Here is a 1,985-nt window from a genome sequence, read left to right as displayed (position 1 = left end):
CCCATATTCCGCGCCCCTTTAAAAGCCTAAAATCTTTTTTTGCAGGAATTCCCCCACGTCCTATCGAAGGGTAAGGGTATGAATACCGTGGGGTGATTGCAATGAATAATCCAATTCCGCAGATTCCTGACTTTCAAGTATGTCGAGTCGGATCGGCTCCTGTTGTTCGTCAATTAATAGACAAATTAGGACTCATCGATCGAATTGATCAGCTCTCTCCTGTTAAAAAGGAAGATTGCCATGTTTCTGTCGGCACACGTATCGCTGCGCTGATCATTAATCAACTGACGGATCGAAAAGCCCTTTACAAGGTAGAGGAGTTCTATGAACGGCAAGATGTTGAATTGTTATTTGGTACGGAAAGAAAGGCTAGTGATTTTAATGATGATGCGTTAGGAAGAGCGTTGGAAGCCCTCCATTCGGCGGGGCTTCAAGAGGTTTATATCCAGGCAGTTCAAGGGATTCGCGAAGCAGTATCCGACTTAAGCTGGGACCATCTTCATTTTGATACAACTTCTTTGGTGTATACAGGGGAGGCGAAAGAAGAGGAGGATCTTGTGAAGATTGTACGTGGTTATTCCAAGGATCATCGACCTGATCTACCGCAAATTAAAATCGGAATGGGAACCACAGCACAAGGGCTTCCCATCTATGGAGAAGTCTTAGATGGCAATCAAGATGATAAAAAATGGAATGGTCATTTTCTGAGAGCCTTAACCAAATGGTTGTCTCCTGAAGAACTAGAAAAAGCAATTTTCATAGCAGATAGTGCTTTTGTCACGAAAGATAATTTGAAAGAATTGAAGTGTAAGGATGCGTCAGACTTGCTTTTCTTGTCTCGGTTGCCAGAAAACTTCAAGCTTGCCGAAACGATTAAAGAGAAAGCGTGGAAGGACGATCAATGGGAAGAGGTGGGAAAGCTTGTAGAGGGAAAAGACGCTGCGATTTATAAAATTTCTTCAACCAAGGCCAGGCTGGACGGGGAGACTTATCGTTTTGTCATCGTTCACTCCAATAAATTGGATGGACGAAAGGAAAAAAGCCTCACATCCCAACTTGAAAAGGAGCTAAAAAAGTGGGAAAAGGACAAAGAAAAAATGGAAAAAAAGGACTTTTCCTGTGAGCGTGATGCCCAAGCGGCCCTTTCAGAGTTTATGAAAGAACACAAAGGTTCTCATACAGTAGAAGGAATTGTTACTCCCAAAGAACAGCCGGGAAGACGGAAAAAACGGGGACGGCCTAAAAAAGGGGAAGCCGCACCATCTCCAGTTACAGTCTATACGATAAACCTGACGATCCATCCCCCATCGAAGGAGAAATGGGAACAACTGCGTCAACAAGCATCCACCTTTATCTTGATAACCAATCAGATGGATGGAGAAAAATTATCCGATGTAGACTTGCTAAAAGCCTACAAAGGGCAACAGACCGTAGAAAATCGTTTTCGATTTTTGAAAAATCCTTATTTCGTGGGAAGGATTTACCTAGAAAAACCTAAGCGAGTGGAAGCCTTCGCCTATGTCATGATGTTGAGCGTCATGGTGTATAGCCTTTTTGAGTACCTCATTCGTAAAAACATGGAAGGAGAGAACGAACCACTGGACTTAATGGGCGGGAGCAGAAATAGTTTTCGACCAACAGGAGAGTCTGTCTTGGAGATTCTGGATACAGTGGACATCGTACACTTTAAACAGGAAGAAGGAATAGTCCGTGTATTATCGGTCAACGGAAAAGCTCGTGTGGAACGTATTTTAGGTTTACTTGGCTTGAGTGAGAGTGTTTTTACGGAGCCACAAGGTCAAAAGATTGTCGAAAAAACAGGCCAGTAACATAGGCTTAAAATCCTTTTGCTTCGTTTGTGTCGATATATGTTGTGTGCTGTCATTATTTATAAAACACTGTCATAAGAGCAATGATCGGTTGCCTTTATGACAGTGGGCTTTTCAGAAAAAATTTTGCGTGGTAGGTGTAGCGCGGAATATGGG

At 42.9% G+C, this 1,985-nt stretch carries 1 protein-coding gene; it reads left to right on the top strand.

Features of this window, described 5'->3' with window-relative positions; all coding sequences use genetic code 11:
* The first annotated feature begins 101 nt into the window (after positions 1-101).
* Complete coding sequence (locus tag KI363_RS21460) at positions 102-1,829, top strand: IS1634 family transposase (protein WP_158324464.1); 1,728 nt, start codon at positions 102-104, stop codon at positions 1,827-1,829.
* Positions 1,830-1,985 lie beyond the last annotated feature (156 nt).

Origin of the sequence: Lederbergia ruris (genome assembly GCF_018332955.1) — a bacterium.
Taxonomy (GTDB): Bacteria; Bacillota; Bacilli; order Bacillales; family Bacillaceae_C; genus Lederbergia; species Lederbergia ruris.
The sequence above is the reverse complement of the archived record's forward strand: the minus strand, read 5'-3'. Positions and strand labels throughout refer to the sequence as shown.